The sequence below is a fragment of the Pantoea sp. SGAir0180 genome (genome assembly GCF_043546245.1).
In genome coordinates this window covers 1,074,288-1,091,385 of record NZ_CP028071.1, presented here as the reverse complement: position 1 = coordinate 1,091,385, position 17,098 = coordinate 1,074,288, and the positions used below count along the sequence as shown (strand labels likewise).

At 55.7% G+C, this 17,098-nt stretch carries 11 protein-coding genes and 1 tRNA gene; 8 read left to right on the top strand and 4 right to left on the bottom strand.

Annotation, left to right across the window (positions count from 1 at the left end; translation table 11 throughout):
• Window positions 1-35: 35 nt before the first annotated feature.
• The 4 genes from purU (at window position 36) to C1N58_RS05145 (ending at window position 5,412) form a co-directional block, all read left to right on the top strand.
• Window positions 36-896: a formyltetrahydrofolate deformylase gene (purU, locus tag C1N58_RS05160; protein ID WP_164482139.1), complete on the top strand. Its 861-nt coding sequence runs from the start codon at window positions 36-38 to the stop codon at window positions 894-896.
• A gap of 155 nt (window positions 897-1,051) precedes the next feature.
• Complete coding sequence (locus C1N58_RS05155; protein WP_039338067.1) at window positions 1,052-2,710, top strand: BCCT family transporter; 1,659 nt, start codon at window positions 1,052-1,054, stop codon at window positions 2,708-2,710.
• A gap of 60 nt (window positions 2,711-2,770) precedes the next feature.
• Entirely contained in the window at window positions 2,771-4,654 is a 1,884-nt protein-coding gene (locus C1N58_RS05150; protein WP_033740948.1) for a DUF294 nucleotidyltransferase-like domain-containing protein, read from the top strand.
• On the top strand, window positions 4,654-5,412 hold the full coding sequence (locus C1N58_RS05145) for a 3'-5' exonuclease (protein ID WP_394564650.1): 759 nt from the start codon (window positions 4,654-4,656) through the stop codon (window positions 5,410-5,412). Before C1N58_RS05150 ends, C1N58_RS05145 begins: the two co-directional genes overlap by 1 nt.
• Window positions 5,413-5,617: 205 nt before the next feature.
• Here the strand turns inward: C1N58_RS05145 and C1N58_RS05140 are convergent, their stop codons facing one another.
• On the bottom strand, window positions 5,618-6,982 hold the full coding sequence (locus C1N58_RS05140; protein ID WP_172912963.1) for an MFS transporter: 1,365 nt from the start codon (window positions 6,980-6,982) through the stop codon (window positions 5,618-5,620).
• 583 nt (window positions 6,983-7,565) lie between these two features.
• On the opposite strand from C1N58_RS05140, the gene fdhA reads away from it, so the two are divergent.
• Entirely contained in the window at window positions 7,566-8,753 is a 1,188-nt protein-coding gene (gene fdhA, locus C1N58_RS05135) for a formaldehyde dehydrogenase, glutathione-independent (protein ID WP_058708382.1), read from the top strand.
• Between the two features lie 287 nt (window positions 8,754-9,040).
• On the opposite strand, the gene C1N58_RS05130 is transcribed toward fdhA, so the two are convergent.
• The 3 genes from C1N58_RS05130 to C1N58_RS05120 all read right to left on the bottom strand — a co-directional run bounded on the left by C1N58_RS05130 (window position 9,041) and on the right by C1N58_RS05120 (window position 11,746).
• Window positions 9,041-10,840 (bottom strand): DNA/RNA non-specific endonuclease, encoded by a 1,800-nt coding sequence (locus tag C1N58_RS05130; protein WP_394564649.1) that lies wholly within the window; start codon window positions 10,838-10,840, stop codon window positions 9,041-9,043.
• Window positions 10,841-11,112: 272 nt separating this feature from the next.
• Window positions 11,113-11,460 carry an HNH nuclease YajD gene (gene yajD, locus C1N58_RS05125; RefSeq protein ID WP_033740398.1) on the bottom strand — a complete coding sequence of 116 codons (348 nt, stop codon included), beginning with the start codon at window positions 11,458-11,460 and terminating at the stop codon, window positions 11,113-11,115.
• A 37-nt stretch (window positions 11,461-11,497) separates the two neighbouring features.
• Window positions 11,498-11,746, bottom strand: a complete 249-nt coding sequence (locus tag C1N58_RS05120) for a hypothetical protein (protein ID WP_282498003.1) — start codon at window positions 11,744-11,746, stop codon at window positions 11,498-11,500.
• Window positions 11,747-11,949: 203 nt separating this feature from the next.
• Between C1N58_RS05120 and C1N58_RS05115 the strand changes: the two genes are divergently transcribed.
• The 3 genes from C1N58_RS05115 to C1N58_RS05105 all read left to right on the top strand — a co-directional run bounded on the left by C1N58_RS05115 (window position 11,950) and on the right by C1N58_RS05105 (window position 17,098).
• Window positions 11,950-12,025: transfer RNA gene (locus tag C1N58_RS05115), tRNA-Asn, on the top strand.
• A gap of 406 nt (window positions 12,026-12,431) precedes the next feature.
• Window positions 12,432-12,875, top strand: coding sequence for a DcrB-related protein (locus tag C1N58_RS05110; protein ID WP_039338190.1), 444 nt, complete (start codon window positions 12,432-12,434; stop codon window positions 12,873-12,875).
• A gap of 11 nt (window positions 12,876-12,886) precedes the next feature.
• Entirely contained in the window at window positions 12,887-17,098 is a 4,212-nt protein-coding gene (locus C1N58_RS05105; protein ID WP_394564648.1) for an RHS repeat-associated core domain-containing protein, read from the top strand.

Genomic DNA, 17,098 nt, shown 5'->3' with positions numbered 1-17,098 from the left:
ACGGCACGCGTTTCTCTTCTTCACAGGAGCTGCCCATGAGCGCGCTGCCCGATTCATGGATTTTTACCGCCAGTTGCCCGAGTAAACTGGGTACCGTGGATGTTGTGACCCGATTCATGGCAGAGTCCGGTCACTACATCAATGAAATACACTCTTTTGATGACAGGGTCAGTCACCATTTTTTTATTCGCGTTGCCTTTTCACCCGCCTCCCCCTTCAGTACCGACCTTTTTCGGGATAATTTCACGCCGCGCGTGATGCCCTTTGAAATGCACTGGCAACTCACGCCGCCGCAGCATCGCGAACGCGTCGCTATTCTGGTGTCTAAATTCGATCACTGTCTTAACGATCTGTTATTTCGTCACCGCACCGGCCAGCTCAATATTGATGTCCCGCTGATCATTTCTAACCATCCCGATCTCTGTTCCCTGGCCGAATGGCACGGTATTCCTTATTACCATCTGCCGGTAAATAACGCGAACCGCGCCGAACAGGAAGCCCGCATTATGGCGCTGCTGGCGCAGCATCATATCGACCTGGTAGTGCTGGCCCGTTATATGCAGGTCCTGTCACCTGCCATGTGCGAAAAACTCGACGGAAAAGCCATCAATATTCATCACTCCCTGCTGCCGGGCTTTAAAGGCGCGCGCCCTTACCATCAGGCCTGGGAAAAAGGGGTAAAAATGGTCGGCGCCACTGCCCACTATGTGAATAACGATCTGGATGAAGGGCCGATTATTACCCAGGGCATTCAGAGCGTCGATCACGCCCTTTATCCGGATGACCTGATTAGTCGTGGACAGGATATTGAGCGGGTAACGTTATTTAATGCCGTGCGTTATCACGTCGAAAAACGGGTGTTTTTAAGCGGCAAACGTACGGTGGTGTTCAGCTGAATGAAAGGAAAGGAGACTGATAGCCGCACTCTTGCACCACAGGAAAACAGGGATTGTCAGGGATGAGCGAAACGATGTCCGTTAACTAAAACAGAGCCAGCCCGGCGTGCTGAGGATGGCATTAACAACAACGAACAAATCGCGAGGAAATGATTATGGCAGACGCCAGAGATCCCATGCTGCCTGACGGGGACGTCGCACCTTATGATACTGATTATCAGGTGGGGCAGGACAATATCGTGGTAAATGTTGGCCCCTTCGGTCTGGATATTCACAACCGGGTATTTGTTCTCTCCGGGATGGTCATTATTGCCTTTATCGTTTTAACGCTCGTCTTTCAAAGTGATGTGGCACCGCTGTTTAAAGGAATGCTGAACTGGCTGACCACCCGACTCGACTGGTTCTTTATCAGTGCCGGAAATATTTTTGTTCTTCTCTGTCTCGGCCTGATTATTTCCCCCCTCGGTAAAGTGCGCCTCGGCGGCACGCTGGCCCGCCCTGACTACAACTACGTGACCTGGTTCTCCATGCTGTTTGCCGCCGGAATGGGCATTGGCCTGATGTTTTATGGCGTTTCCGAGCCTTTGTCGCACTTCTCCAGCTCAATGGGTGGCACCGTTGTGGAAAACGGTGTACGTACCGACTGGGCTCCCCTGAATGGCGCAGTTGGCGCGGCCGACAATGCGCAGCAGCTGGCGATGGCCGCCACGATTTTTCACTGGGCGCTGCATCCCTGGGCCATTTACGCCTTTCTGGCATTAGGTCTGGCGCTGTTCTCTTTCAATAAAGGTTTACCGCTGACGATCCGCTCGCTGTTTTATCCGCTGTTGGGCGACGCGGTGTGGGGCTGGCCGGGACACATCATTGATATCCTGGCTGTACTGGCGACGCTGTTTGGTCTGGCAACCTCGCTGGGGCTGGGCGCTTCCCAGGCGGCGTCCGGCCTGAATTTTCTGTTTGATGTGCCATTAGGACAAACTACGCAGATTGTCCTGGTGATCGTCATCACCGCGATTGCCACCTTTTCGGTGGTGGCCGGGCTGGATGTCGGCGTACGGCGGTTATCTGAAGCCAACATGATTCTGGCTGGGTTACTGCTGCTGTTTATCATTGTGGTCGGCCCTACCCTGATTTTGTTTAGCGGTTTTTTCTCAAACCTGGCTTCCTATCTTGCGTTTTTGCCCGCCCTGTCGAATCCGGTTGCCCGCCCTGACAGCAATTTTGCCGCAGGTTGGACCTCGTTTTACTGGGCATGGTGGATCTCATGGTCGCCCTTTGTCGGGATGTTCATTGCACGCATCTCGCGTGGTCGCACGGTGCGTGAATTCATGATCTCGGTACTGCTGGTGCCGTCACTGGCCTGCGTGCTGTGGATGACGGTGCTGGGCGGCACCACCATTCATCAGTATTTCACCGAAGGCTATCAGAGCATTGCCGATGCTGTTCTGCCGCTGCAGTTGTTCACCATGCTGGATACGTTGCCGCTGGCAAAAATCACCTGCGTGGTGGCGATTATTCTGGTGGTGGTGTTTTTTGTGACGTCGGCGGATTCGGGCACGCTGGTCATCGATATTATTGCTTCCGGTGGCAAGATCGACTCTCCCACTTCACAGCGCGTGTTCTGGTGCGTGTTTGAAGGGCTGGTTGCGATAACGTTGATCCTCGGCGGTGGGCTGGATGCGCTACAGGCGATGGTGGTCTCGACCGGGCTGCCGTTCGCACTGGTCTTGCTGATCGCCTCAGTCGCGGTGGTGAAAGGACTGATGTCAGAACCGCGGCTGGCACGTTCTGCCCCTGCGGTGCGTAATCAATAAGTCAGCGTTGAGCGGACCGCGCAGGTCAGGCTGTCCGCTGTGGCAGAAAAGGAGGTCACCGTGCAGTCAGCCCATCAGGAAATTATCGACTTCATTCAGCGCTATCCGCCGTTTGACACCTTACCGCTCACGGCGCTGGCGCGCATCGCCGCGCACATTGAGGTCAGCTATTTCAAAGCCGGAACGCCTGTTCTCACCTTTGGCCAGCCTGTCGATGCCTGGTATGTGATTCGCAGCGGCGCGGTGGAAATCTACCGACGCAATGGCGATCTGTATAACCGACTGACGGCCGGGGGCTATTTTGGCGAATTTGGTTTGTTGCGCGAAAACAGCGTACGCTTTCCGGTGACCGCGCTGGAAGATACGCTGACTTACCTGATCCCGGCCCCGATTTTTAATGCGCTGTTTCGCAAATACGAGGAATTTGCCGATTTAGTGGAAGTGGAGGACCGCACCCGTCTCCGGCAAACCGTGGCGCGCACAGAAGAGGCTAACGGCCTGATGGCCTCACGCATTGAGGCCCTGATTAGCCGACCGCCCGTTACCCTCGACAGCCGTGCCACGGTGCGCGACGCCGCGGTGAAAATGAGTAAAGAGGATGTCTCCTCGCTGTTGATCGTGACGCCGATGGCAGAAGTTAACCCCGCCGTCAGGCCGGCGCTGACCGGCATCGTGACGGATAAAGACCTGCGTGAGCGGGTCATCGCGGGTGGACTCGGGTTTGAGACACCGGTGAAGGCGATCATGACCGCACCGCTGAACCACGTGGAACATTATCAGCTGGTGTCTGAAGCGATGCTGACCATGATGCAGCACAATATTCATCATCTGCCGGTGATGAAAAACGGCTGTCCTGTCGGCGTGATTTCACAATCGGACATTATCCGCTACGAATCGCAAAACAGCCTGTTTATCGTCAGCCGTATTTTTCACTGCCAGCGCCCGGACGAACTAAGCGCCCTGAAAAACGAGGTGCGTGCCTGTTTCAGCCGCATCGTACGTGAAGATGCCAACTCACAGATGACTGGCCGCGCCATGGCGGTCATTGGTCGCAGTTTCACGCAGCGCCTGCTGGCGCTGGCCGAGGCGGAACTGGGGCCGCCGCCGGTCCCCTACTGCTTTATTACCCTGGGTTCGATGGCCCGCCAGGAGCAACTGCTCGTCACCGATCAGGATAATGCCCTGATCCTGGATAACCGTTATGACCCGCTGCGCCATGCGCCCTATTTTATGGCGCTGACCCGACGCGTGAGTGACGGGCTGGACGCCTGCGGCTATCGCTACTGCAAGGGAAATATCATGGCGACAAACAGCCGCTGGTGCCAGCCGCTCTCCGTCTGGGAACGCTATTTTGATGAGTGGATCGATTCGCCCTCACCGCAATCACTGCTGGACAGCGCGATTTTCTTCGACCTGGACGCCGTCTGGGGCCAGGTGGAATGGGGAGAACAGCTTAACCAGCGTATCAGACACAAAGCGCGGCACAACGCCCGTTTTCTCGCCTGTCTGGCGCGCAATGCCTTGCTGCGAAAGCCGCCGCTGGGGTTCTTTAAAAACTTTGTGATGGAGCCCTCCGGCCAGCATACGCAATCCATCGATATGAAACGGCGCGGAACGGCCCCGCTGGCCGATCTGATTCGTGTGCATGCGCTGGCGGCGGGCGCAACGGCGCATAACTCCTTTGATCGGCTGCAGACGATTATGCAGGCCGATATTTTGCCCCACGGACGCGGTCAGGATCTGCGGGATGCGCTGGAGTTTATTTCGATGGTGCGCATCCGCCACCAGGCGCAGGATGTGGAGAACGGCCAGGAACCGGACAACCGGATTGAACCGCTTAATCTGTCTGACTTTGAGCGCAAGAATCTGAAGGATGCCTTTCAGATCCTCAGCAATGCGCAAAAATTTTTAAAATATCGCTATCAGCCAGGGCGGAGCGTTTAATGCTGCATATCAATAAAGCATTGCTGTCGCCCTGTGTCCGCGCCCGCCAGGACAGCGTGCTGCCGCAGGACTGGCCCGCCGTCCTCGCCAGACGGGCCAGGGAAACGCGCCATGCCGCGCTGAAAAACTACTACTTGTCTGGCATGCCGTCACCCGATACACCGTTGTCCGACGTTCCCTTACTGGCGATGGATTTTGAAACCACCGGCCTGAATCCTCAGCATGATGATATTGTCAGTATCGGTTTACTGCCGATGAGCCTGTCGCGCATCCGTATCCAGGGCAGCCAGCACTGGATACTGAATCCGCGTGCCGACCTGCGAACAGAGTCGGTGGTTATTCACGGCATCACACATTCCGCTATTGCCCGCGCCCCGGACCTGAATGCTGTGCTGCTCAGGCTGCTGGCAATGATGGCGGGAAACGTGATGGTGGTCCATCACAAAGGGATTGAACAGCCTTTACTGGATGCAGCATTTAAAAAGCGCATTGGCGAAGGCATTGTGTTCCCCTGTATCGATACGCTGGCGCTGGAGGCGCGCGTTATTGCGGCACAGCGGCAAAACGGCTGGCGACAGAAATGGTGGCGACCGCGCCCCCGACTGTCGTTGCGCCTGTCTGACTGTCGGGCCCGTTATCATCTGCCGCACTATCCGGCCCACAACGCGCTGACCGATGCGCTGGGCTGCGCCGAACTGTTGCAGGCGCAAATTGCGCATCATTTCTCAGCCAGCACGTTGCTTGGCGATCTTGGGTGACTCGTCGGGTCACGCTTTCTCTGACGTGTTGACACCGCAATGGGTGATAAGCACCTGCCCTGCGATGCTGCACAGTCCCTGGCCTGCTTCGCGCCGATGCCGCCCCTCGCTATGCGGAGGAATGTTTATGTCGCAGTTTTATGCACTGCCAGCGAGGCCATCAGAAGATAACCCGGGCGGGTGCCCGGTTGGTGACCCTTATGCCTCACACCGGCTCCTTGCGGGCGACCGTCCCCACGTGCTTTACCGCACCCTGTTGCCGCGAATGCGGATGTGCGGCGTCATCCTGCAAAGAAATACGTGAGGTTTCGGGCAAGCTCAGCCCGCCCGCCAGCGCCAGCACCGCGACCGCAACAAGATAAAAGGCCGGTGACAGCGTATTGCCTGTGTAGTCAATGAGCCAGGTTGCCACCAGCGGTGCGGTGCCGCCGAAAAGCGTATAGGCCAGATTGTAGGTAATGGCAGAGGCGGTATACCGTGCCCGCGTGGGGAAGACTTCGGAGAGTAACGCGGCCGTCACGACGCCCGAAAACACCGCCCCCGTCGCTAACAGCATATCCCCGAGGATGGCGGCCCAGAGCAGGCCCGAACTGGCCAGCCACCAGGCCGGTAAGACACTTACGATCACCCATCCGCCCGTGACAGCCACCGTCTTTCTTCTGCCTATCCCGTCACAAAGCGCTCCCGCTACCGGACAGAGCCCCGCCGCAAACAGCAGCGCGAGGAAGGAGACCAGCAAGGCCGAGGCCCGACTGAAGTGGCCCTGCAACTGGAGAAAGGTCGAGAAGTAGGTGGTAAACATATAAAACGTCAGCGCGGTTAAAGCGATAAAGGCCCCCAGCCGCAGGATGTTTCCTGTCTGCTGGCGTAACGTGTCAGCAAGTGCCGCATGTGTTCCCGCCTCTTCGCGACGTGCAGCCCGGAAAGCAGGCGTCTCTTCCATACGAATGCGCAGATAAATCCCCACCAGCCCCAGCGGGGCCGCAATCAGAAAAGGAATACGCCAGCCCCACGCGCGCATCTGATCCTGGCCCAGCGCGGCATCTGACAGAAAAGTGATAACTGCCGCAGCCGCGAAAGCAGAAAACGTCGAGACCGTGATAAAGCTTCCGTACCAGGCGCGTTTGCGTGGCGGTGAATGCTCCATCACATAGGCGCAGGCTCCGGCATATTCCCCTCCTGCCGAAAATCCCTGAATACAGCGGGCCAGCGTCAGCAGAATCGGGGCCATGATCCCCAGATGCCTGTCGGTCGGAAGCAGGCCAATCAGCGTGGTCGCGCCCGCCATCATGAGTACCGTCAACGATAAGATACGTTTACGCCCATATTTATCCCCCAGCATACCGAATATCACCCCACCTAATGGCCGCAAGGCAAACGCCACGGCAAACACCAGGAACGTCTGTAATAAGGCGGTCTGCGGAAGTGCCTGTGAAAAAAAGTTTTGGGCAATAATCGTGGCCAGGAAACCATAAACGGCAAAATCAAACCACTCGACAAAATTACCTATAGCGGCAGCGGCGGTTACCTTTCTGAGCGTAGCGGGCGACGCGGGCGTAACAATATTCATTGTCCTGTTCCTTCTACGTAATGATTAACACTCAGCGACCATTGCGGTTGATGATATATTGCGGTCGATATGCCAGAAATAACCGTCAGCGATACGGTAATCCTCTGGCGATAACGATCGCAGGGTATTCAGGCACGATATTCTGACGCGTTATTTCGTAACTGCCGGGTTATTGCAACCCTTAATTAAAACCTGACCGCCTGAAAAAAATGAAGTCAACACGCGTGAGCTAATTCATTTTTATCATAGCACTGTCTGACGTGAAATAACGGCATAGGAAAAGCCTATGTAATAATAAGCGACGTTGTCGCCGACAGATAATTACAGGTCGTTTTTATTAAAATCATTTTATTTATTTTCGACAGGATGTCCGGACAGGCTTTATTGCACAATGGCGATCTGTTTTTATTATTTCTGTCGATGTCGCCATTCTGCGTTTTTTCCCGTCCCGATGTCGTTGTCAGATCATTTAAGCACCACTGACTTGCTTACACTGCCTTTGCAGACCGGTAAGTACCTCACCCTACATGCATGATACCGCGCTGCCAGACAGACCTCTTAATCAGCCAGACAGGACATTACTATGGGAAACGCTTCCAATAAAGGTGTGGTATATCAGGGGCCCGGTAAGGTTGAAGTGATGGATATTGCCGATCCGAAATTCGTCAGCCCCGCGGGTAAAAAAATCGATCACGCGGTCATCATCAAAGTGCTGTCGACCAATATCTGTGGCTCCGATCAGCACATGGTACGTGGACGCACCACCGCACCGGCGGGCATGGTGCTGGGGCATGAAATTACCGGCGAAATCATTGAAAAAGGCACCGACGTTGAAATGCTTAACGTGGGAGATATTGTCTCTGTCCCCTTCAACGTGGCCTGCGGACGTTGTCGCTGCTGCCGGGAACTGGATACCGGCGTGTGCCTGACGGTTAATCCGGCACGCGCTGGCGGCGCATTCGGCTATGTCGATATGGGCGGCTGGGTTGGCGGACAGGCAAAATATGTCATGGTGCCGTATGCCGATTTTAACCTGTTGAAGTTTCCTGACCGGGATCAGGCGCTGGCAAAAATTCTGGATCTGACCATGCTGTCAGACATTCTGCCGACTGGCTTTCATGGTGCGGTCACGGCGGGCGTGGGCGTCGGTTCGATGACCTATGTCGCGGGTGCGGGCCCGGTTGGCCTGGCCGCGGCAGCCTCAGCGCAAATTCTGGGTTCAGCGGTAGTTATGGTGGGTGACTTCAATCAGGATCGCCTGGCGCATGCAGAAAAAATGGGCTTTGTGCCCGTCGACCTGAGCAAACACGATCGCCTGGGTGAAATGATCGCGGATATCATCGGCGTGCCGGAAGTCGACTCGGCGATTGATGCGGTCGGCTTTGAAGCGCGGGGCCATTCGGGTAAAGAGCAGCCGGCTATTGTCCTGAACAGCATGATGGCTGTCACCCGGGTGGCCGGTAAGATTGGTATTCCGGGACTGTATGTAACAGACGATCCGGGCGCTCAGGAGCAGGCAGCCCGTGAAGGATCCCTGAGCCTGAAGTTTGGCCTGGGCTGGTCAAAGGCGCAAACCCTGCACACCGGACAAACGCCAGTGCTGCGATATAACCGCCAGCTCATGAATGCAATTTTGCATGACCGGTTACCCATCGCGAAAATTGTGAACGCCAAAGTGCTGCCCCTTGAACAGGCGGCCGAGGGTTATGCCAGCTTTGATGCCGGTGTGGCCGCCAAATATGTCCTGGATCCACACGGTTTGCTGGCGTAGGCCTTGTCTGCCCCGATGCCGGGACAGGTCTCGGCATCGGCTTACTGTCTTCTTGCCGCCAGTGGCGCATTTAACCCGTCGGGTTAATGTCATGGTTTAGACAGGGCGAGCCGCGAACACATGCAGCGATCGTTCGGCTGAATCTCAGGCTGGCATACTGCTCAGGGCGTTGCTGGCGGGCAAGTCGGCCGACACGTCAGTGGTGACAATCTACGAATGCTGCCCGTTCGGAACACCAGAACGGGCAGTATGATGTCCTTTGCATTCAGCCGATTGCCGCCGTCCCTTTATAACACCTCAGACCAGCTCATAATCAGCTTTGCCTGCACAGGATCGGCCAGCAGGCTGGGATCGGGTTGCCAGCTGTCCCAGTCGCGGAACGCGCTGAAATCAAGCCCGGTGAGTGTTTCCAGTGAACGAATCGAAACGCGGTATTCGTCCACCTGCGGAACCGCTTCCGGCTGCTGAAGCGGCAGTACGCGGCGCGGTTCGTCCAGCAACTTATCCTGACTGACCAGCAGTGCAGTGGCCTGCGGCGTGCCCTGCGGCCCGATGCGCAGTACCACTTTCCAGAACATCAGCGGCACCTGTAAGTTCCCGTATTGCCGGTGTTGATCGTTAAGTACCGGTCCGGTCAGCACGCTAATCTGCTGTTTGGTTTTTAACACACCATATTCCAGGATGTAGCGCTCAACACCTTGCCAGTACTGCACACTCTGGTTAAAGCGAAAATGCTGCGGTGAACAGTTGGTAAAGTGAAACGTGTCTTTATTGGCGCGCACTGCTTCGGCCGCGGTGCCCCAGGTAGGATCGCTACGGCGGGTGAGATGGCCCCGATCAAACCAGCGGCTGAATTCACTATAGAACGCCTGGCCGGTGATATAGCGACTGTCGATACGGCTGTCTTCATACCAGCGGTCGCCTTCAGGAAGCAGCGAAGGTTGTCCACTGCCGCGGTCAATATTGATGTAGCGCGCACCATCAATATTGGTGGCTGTGAAAAAGGCCAGCTTCCGCCCTGCGCTCATGATCAGCGAGAAGTGCTCATAATCCAGCGTGGCTTCTGCACCGCTGCGCCCATTACGCAGCGGTGCGACTTCAATGGCGCGTGGCGCGATAATGCCGGCGACATCAACATGCGTGCCCGACAGAAAGCCCGCCTGATAACCGTCGCGATTAGCGTAATTTTCATCGGGTGCAGCGGCACTGGGCAACACCTGTTCCGCTGCAGGCTCAGCCTTGAGCGCCTGCATCAGCGACGATTGCCAGGCTTCAGGTAACGTCGGCAGCGCGCCTTTAAGCCAGTCGGTAAGCGCGCTGATGCGGATGCCTTCATTGACCCATTTTCCGTTCTCTTCCACGCCGCCGTGATGAAGCGCCACCAGCTGCCAGCTGTCATTGAAAACGGGTGCGCCCGACGAGCCACCTTCGCTGTCGGCTTCGTAGTGCAAAAACTCTTCATGACGGGCTAACAGTGCATTATTGCGCAGCGAGACCTGCTGCGGCGCACCGCCGGGATGGTGGATAAGATTAAGGTGGATGCCCAACGCATGTTTATCGTTGCGGTCATTGAGCGCCAGCGGCAGCGGTTGCTCGCCACTGTCGTCAAGCGCGTCGCCTAACGCGATCAGCGTGCAGTCCAATGCTTCGGTCGGGCTGGTGAGCCAGAAGCGTTCCGCATCCACACTGAAAAGACGTCCCTGAATCATCTCACCCGCTTCTCCCTGGCGGTAGCCAAACTGAAGCGTAATACGGCCTTTTTCAGGCGGTTCAGGTAACAAATGGTGATTCGTGACAAACAGGTTGCCCCAGGTTAAAAACCCACTGCCTTTGGGTACGCCATCTTCCCTGACCAGTGCCACCGCCCTGGCGGCGCTCAGCCCCTGCTGCAAAAAAGAGACGGGCAGCAAATCATTCGTGCCGATGATGACCTGTTGTCTGGCGCGTTGCTGAAAGGCATAACGCTGTGCGCGTCGTGAATCAGGTTCCGCTGGCAGACCCTGACTCAGCGCCGTGCGCGTCTGTTGCCGCTGTCCGGCTGTCAACGCCAGCCTTGCGGCAATCTGTGCTTGCAGTTGCTCGTTCATTCACTTCTCCATGGTCGACGGTGCCCCTTTAACCATAGCTGTTTAAAACGGAGTACGCGGCAGGTGAGCACGTCAACGGGCATACTGCACTTTTGCACTGAGAGGCGAACGACATCACCAGGCTGTTGATTCAGCCTCGTGCTGAAGGGCTTTGCCCCTGGGGGATAAGCTGCGGACAGTCAGAGAGGGAGTGAATAGCAGGCGCATAAAAACGGATGCGCGTCTGGCCGCTGTCAGGCGCGAACGCAAAGGTCACGTCCGGGCCTTCAGTCTTACTTTTTCTTATCCAGCATTGCCTTTAAATCCGCAAAGGGATTATAGGTGGCTTCGCCCACGTCTTTTTGCGCGTCCTCACCCGCCACAACCCGGGTGCCATACTGGTCAGCTTCCGTATACTTCGAGTGTTCGTGATCGTGGCAGTACAGGCACAGCAATTCCCAGTTACTGCCATCTTCCGGGTTATTGGTGTGGTCGTGATCAATATGATGAACCGTTAATTCACGCAGGTTGGAATAGACAAACTCGCGCGAACAGCGCCCACAAACCCATGGATAGATTTTCAGGGCTTTCTCACGGTAGCCACTTTCAAGCCGTGAGTAGTTTTTTGGAATCAACGCCATGACGATATTACCTGTGATAAAGAGTGTTTGAGACAAGCTACAGGGACGAATGCTGCATACTACGTCCGTGGATGGCGCAACGCCAGCCTTGTGCGGTGCGTTTGTGGCTGTGGTAAGGAAGACGTAGCACGCTATCGCTTACCGATATGCTGTGGAAACCTGTGGCGCGAATGCACTCGACGTGAATGAACAAAAGCAGGCTATGCACGTTTATCAAAAGCTGGGCTTTGCCATCATGGGCCGCCTGGAACAGGATGGTCAGGCTAATCCGTTTCCTTTGTTGCATAGGCATCGATGATGCGGGTCGCACTCACCTGTCCGGCATGGGTGCTGTGATAAAACCATTTTATGGATGAAGAAGATCGGGAATGCGCAAAGTTGCGCTTGAAACAACCAGAATGCTGAATCCTTCAGCAAACAGACTGTCCGGCGCGAAAACCGCTTTGACTCAGTAAGATCAGTCCATTACTATGCGCCCTGTAGCACGATTCCTCTGTAGTTCAGTCGGTAGAACGGCGGACTGTTAATCCGTATGTCACTGGTTCGAGTCCAGTCAGAGGAGCCAGATTAAAGAAACCAGATGTCTACTGACGTCTGGTTTTTTGCTTTCTGTCGATTGGTGCCCTCTTCCCGTTTGTCTACTCACGTCTGTTAATAATCACGCGAAGCTCCATGCCTTTGCGGGTAACGCTGATTCGATTTTCTTTTGCCAGCAATCAGTGGAAACCGCTATGGCATTTACGGAGACCTAAATAAAGGTGCAGGACGCCAGAAAAGAGGGTTAAGCTCCCTGAGTCTTTGGCCTCTGTCTGTGAATTCCCTATGGCGGTTCAAAATACGGGCAACTGAGTTTGCTTAACCCTGTTCGCTTTGAGCCCCGCGTTGGGTTAGTGAAAACCGGGCTGCATATATAGCCAGTGAGCATACCCTGTGGCAAACTTATGTTTTTTCAGGCACAGGGAATCTGCTCAATGTCCGAAAGCCAAGCTACCTGTCTGTTCACCGAAGGTAAGGTAACGCTTCCTGACCAGTATCAGGACCGCACGGTGAATGTTTTTACACTCTCCGGCGAGAATGCCCCCGCATTTAACATTTCACGCGATACCCTCAGTGCTGGAGAGGTACTGCAAGACTATATTGACCGCCAGTTAGCGCTCATGGATAAGCATCTTAAAGGATGGAAACTGTCTCTACGCGAAGCCACTGTACTGGGGGGGAATGTTGCAAAAGGTGAATGTATTCATGCCAGCTATCTTCGGGATAGCCAGCGCGTTTTTCAGCAGCAGGCTGTCTTTAATCTTACGGATAACCATATCCTGGTATTCACCATGACACGTGCGGAAAAAATCAGGGATACGGACAGCCAGTGCTTTCAGACACTCCTGGCCAGTTTTACGTCTAACACTAACAATTAAGGAACGTTGTTATGTTCGAAGCGGCGCGCGTGGGTGATGATATCGGCCATTCTCATGCGCTGGCAGGGATGATTGCCGGAACGATTGTTGGTGGACTGATTGCCGCAGCGGGAGGTATCGCCGCCGGGGCATTGATGATTGCCGGTATCGGTGCGTCATGTCTGGGTATTGGTGTGCTTCTGGTCGGGGCCAGTCTGGCGGTTGGGTATTTTACGGGCGAACTGGCAACGAAGGCCAGGGACAGCATTGCGGATGCCGGGGCCGCCAGCATGGAGAAGGAAGGCGTTATCGCCACCGGCTCTCATAACGTGTTCATTAATGGCAGACCTGCCGCCCTTGCCACCGACAGCATGGTGGAATGCGCCAAAGATGCTGGCTCACAGCAGATGGCCGAAGGCTCCTCACGCGTGTACATCAATGGCCTGCCTGCTGCCCGTCTCAGCGATCAGACCACCTGTGGTGGAAAGGTCATGACCGGTTCCTCAGATGTGATTATTGGTGGTGAGCCGGAACAGACACTGCCCATACAGTCAGAAGTCCCGGAATGGCTCTATAAAGCCTCTGACCTGACGCTGTTATTTGCCGGACTGCTCGGTGGAGCGGGCGGAGCGGCAGGTAAAGTCGGTGCGCTGGGAAGGCTGTTCAGTAAAATTCCGGGTATCAACAAACTGGCCCGCGTCGCCTGCCGCGCTGGCGTGCTGATGACCAGCGCCGCCGCCGTGGGCATTATCGCCCGCCCGGTTGATATCGTCAGTGGGCAGAAATTCCTCTCCGGTGATGACGAGCTGGACTTTGTATTACCCTCCCGTCTGCCGGTTGTCTGGCAGCGTTACTGGCGCAGTGGCAATCCCGGCGACAGCGTACTGGGCCGTGGCTGGTCACTTTTCTGGGAAACGCGACTGGAAAAATATCAGGACGGGCTGGTGTGGCGTGCACCGTCCGGCGATTACGTGTCATTTCCTCTCGTGCCGAAAGGGAAGCGTACCTTCTGCGAAACCGAAAAACGCTGGCTGGAACACCATCAGGATGATACCTGGTCAGTGTATGACATCGGCGGCGAACGCTGGTGTTACGCATCTCTGCAGGGTGATTCCCCTTCCCTGCCGCTGCGACTCACCGAACCTTGTGGTAACGATATTCTTTTTGACTGGAACGACGACCATACGCTGCATGCACTCACCGACAGCGCCGGACAGCGCGTGGTCTGCCGTTATCAGACCGTCAGCGGACAGGTTCGCCTGGGCGGAGCCTGGCTGGATGATGAGATTTGTCTGGTCAGCTACGATTACGATGCTAAGGCCCGGCTGATTAGCATCACCGGACGCGGCGGTCAGGTACGCCGCCGCTTTGGCTGGTATGATGACGGAGACGGCACGGATTTACTGCGCAGCCATGAGGACAGCAACGGTCTGCTGAACGAGTATCTCTGGCAGAGCCTTGACGGGCTGCCCCGCGTGCTGGCTTACCGCAACAGCGCGGGTGAGCAGCTTACTTTTGATTACGATTTTGAAAACGGCACCCGCCGCGCCATCCGCGAGGATGGCGCACAGGCACACTGGCTGGTTGACGACGATGATAATGTTGCACGTTTCACCGATTATGACGGTCGCCAGACCGGCTTCGTCTGTCGTGATGGGGAGTTGTGCGATGTTATCCTGCCTGACGGAGCCATGCGGCGCAGCCAGTGGGACCGTTACGGTCGCCTGACGTCAGAGACCGACCCGGCAGGCCGCACCATAGCGTATTACTGGTTCCGTAATACTGACCGAATCGCCCGCACGGTTTTCCCGGATTCAACAGCCACTCAGTCTGTGTATGACCTGAACGGTCGCCTGCTGTCGGAAACCGATGCACTGAATCACACCACCACGTATCACTACCCTGATGAAGAAGAAACGCTGCCTGACCGCATCACCGATGCCAGTGGTGGTGACGTGCTGCTGGTGTGGAACCACCAGGGACTGCTGACTCAACGCACCGACTGCTCCGGCAGCGTGACCCGCTTTACCTATGACCGCTTCGGTCAGCTTATCACCAGTGAGGACGCAGAAGGCAACCTCACACGCCGCGAATGGAACGATGCAGGCCAGCTTACCGCCTTAATTCGGGCCGATGGCAGTCATGAAACGTTACGATGGAACGAGCACGGGCAACTTGCGGCCTGGCGAGACCCGCTGGAAAGTGAGGTTCGCTGGCAGTATTCCGCGCTTGGACTGCCAGAAAGCGTTACCGACCGCACGGGACGAACCCGCCGCTGGCACTATGACCCGAGAGGCAATCTGCTGCGTCTGGAAAACGGCAACGGTGGCGAGTACCGTTTTACTTATGACCCGACAGGCCATCTACTGAGCGAAACCCGCCCGGACGATACATCCCGGCAGATGGAATGGAATGAACGTGGACTGCTCACCACGCTTATGGAAAGCGGCAGGCCGGACGACGATGGCGGCATTCCGCGACGCGCTCAGCAGTTCAGCTATGACAGCAGCGGCCTTCTGACCATACGCACTACCCGCGATGCTCAGTACCATTACCAGCGTAAAAACAGCGGGCAGCTTACCGGCCTGACCCGCAAGCCAACCGCCGATGGCATGGCGCTGGGAATTCAAGAAGATGAAATTCAGTTTACCTTTGACGCGGCAGGAAACCTGGTTGCTGAACAGGGAGTCAACGGTGAACTGCATTCTGCGTATGACGTTCTGGGTAATCTCACTGCGCTGACCCTGCCCGGCGGCCAGCAGGTAAGCTGGCTGCATTACGGTTCCGGCCACGTCAGCGCCATCCGCTTCGGTCAGCAAATCATCTCTGAATTTACACGCGACCGCCTTCACAGGGAGGTGGCCCGCACTCAGGGAACCCGTGAGCAGACCCGCCAGTATGACAGTCTGGGCAGACGTACCCGGCAGCGCAGTTTCACACCCGACCTGCCGGAACAGACAATCTTCGAACGCGCCTTCAACTACACCGGGCGGGGAGAACTGTCAGACGTCAGTGACACCCTGCGTGGCAACACAATTTACGGCTATGATGAGGAAGGCCGTTTTCTCAGGCACTACGAAGCCCGCCCGGACCACAGCACCCGAACGTTCCGCTACGACGCTGCGGATAACCTGCTGCCGGATAATGACCACCCTGCCCTGCCTCTGAGGGATAACCGCCTGACGCACTGGCAGAACCTGTTTATGAAATACGACTGGTGGGGAAACCTTGTCAGCCGTCGCAGCGGCCTGCATGAACAGCATTATGAATATGACGCGGAAAACCGGCTGATACGGGCCGAGGGCAATGGACCAGAAGGCAATTTTACCGCGCACTACCATTATGACGCCCTGGGCCGCCGCACACGCAAAACGGTCACCACGCCACACGGCACCAGGGAGACCCGCTTTCTGTGGCAGGGCTTGCGACTGTTGCAGGAGCAGCAACATAACGGTCAGTGTCAGACATATGTTTACGACCCGAACGAAACATACAGCCCGCTGGCACGTGTTGACCATTTGCGTGAAGAAAACAGCGTAGAGATTCTCTGGTTCAGCACCGATCTGAACGGTGCACCGCTGGATATCACTGATGAACAGGGACAACTCCGGTGGAGCGGTCATTACGGGAGTTTTGGTGAGGTTGCACGACAGACGGAAGGCTTCCACAGATTCACGCAACAAACTGCCCTTGTTCATCAGCCACTGCGCTATGCCGGGCAGTACGCGGACAGTGAAACGGGTCTGCACTATAATCTTTTCAGGTATTACGATCCGCAGATTGGACGCTTTACGGTACAGGACCCCATAGGATTGCTGGGAGGCTGGAATCTTTATCAGTATGCACCGAATCCGCTGGGTTGGATTGATCCGTGGGGACTGTCAAGATATCCTGGGGTCGATTTCTCAGGAAGTGATGCACTTTATCCTCATGGTGAAAATATTGTAAAAATACCAATGACAGGCAGTCGTTATGGCGACTTTAAGGCAGCAAACGAATTGGCAAATTACAAAAACTCAGTTGGGAATATCACAGGTAAATCACATCCAGATGGCTATACCTGGCACCATTTAAATGATTATGATCCCATAACGAATACTTCTACCATGCAACTTGTAGAGACAAGCGCTCATGAAGCCACTTTCCCTCACTCCGGCTCAGTGAGCCAATACGAACAGTATCATGGTGTTAAATATGAATCACTTGAAGCGAAGAAAACTGCAAAATCATTGAATTGTAAATAG

What these genes read in the sequence shown, in the direction of transcription:
- purU (WP_164482139.1), top strand. Translation starts at nt 36, where the DNA reads ATGAGCGCGCTGCCCGATTCATGGATTTTTACCGCCAGTTGCCCGAGT.
- C1N58_RS05155 (WP_039338067.1), top strand. Translation starts at nt 1,052, where the DNA reads ATGGCAGACGCCAGAGATCCCATGCTGCCTGACGGGGACGTCGCACCT.
- C1N58_RS05145 (WP_394564650.1), top strand. Translation starts at nt 4,654, where the DNA reads ATGCTGCATATCAATAAAGCATTGCTGTCGCCCTGTGTCCGCGCCCGC.
- C1N58_RS05140 (WP_172912963.1), bottom strand. Translation starts at nt 6,982, where the DNA reads ATGAATATTGTTACGCCCGCGTCGCCCGCTACGCTCAGAAAGGTAACC.
- fdhA (WP_058708382.1), top strand. Translation starts at nt 7,566, where the DNA reads ATGGGAAACGCTTCCAATAAAGGTGTGGTATATCAGGGGCCCGGTAAG.
- C1N58_RS05130 (WP_394564649.1), bottom strand. Translation starts at nt 10,840, where the DNA reads ATGAACGAGCAACTGCAAGCACAGATTGCCGCAAGGCTGGCGTTGACA.
- yajD (WP_033740398.1), bottom strand. Translation starts at nt 11,460, where the DNA reads ATGGCGTTGATTCCAAAAAACTACTCACGGCTTGAAAGTGGCTACCGT.
- C1N58_RS05120 (WP_282498003.1), bottom strand. Translation starts at nt 11,746, where the DNA reads ATGCAACAAAGGAAACGGATTAGCCTGACCATCCTGTTCCAGGCGGCC.
- C1N58_RS05110 (WP_039338190.1), top strand. Translation starts at nt 12,432, where the DNA reads ATGTCCGAAAGCCAAGCTACCTGTCTGTTCACCGAAGGTAAGGTAACG.
- C1N58_RS05105 (WP_394564648.1), top strand. Translation starts at nt 12,887, where the DNA reads ATGTTCGAAGCGGCGCGCGTGGGTGATGATATCGGCCATTCTCATGCG.